Here is a 249-nt window from a genome sequence, read left to right as displayed (position 1 = left end):
ATAACATGCGTTTGGCGAGATTGCGAATTTTGTAATAAAAATCACCTTTAAGTTTCGCAAGAAATTTTATCTTTAGCAGAAAATAATCAGTCACGAACTTCGCAACCTCGCCAAGCGCAGGAACGTTAGGTAGCATAACCAAGATAATCCGGAGAATTGAAGAAATAAAGTTGTAAAAAACTAACTGATAAAAAATATAAAACATGACAGATTTATTTAGAGGAACATACTTTGAGGCGATGAATATTA

The 249-nt window shown here is 32.9% G+C and carries 1 protein-coding gene; it reads right to left on the bottom strand.

What is annotated here, in order from left to right:
- Positions 1-205 (bottom strand): hypothetical protein (locus DOS84_RS19265; RefSeq protein WP_207802086.1); only part of this gene is annotated, 205 nt, incomplete at its 3' end.
- Between the last annotated feature and the right edge of the window lie 44 nt (positions 206-249).

Origin of the sequence: Flavobacterium aquariorum (assembly GCF_003254745.1) — a bacterium.
GTDB classification, from domain to species: Bacteria; Bacteroidota; Bacteroidia; order Flavobacteriales; family Flavobacteriaceae; genus Flavobacterium; species Flavobacterium aquariorum.
The sequence above is the reverse complement of the archived record's forward strand: the minus strand, read 5'-3'. Positions and strand labels throughout refer to the sequence as shown.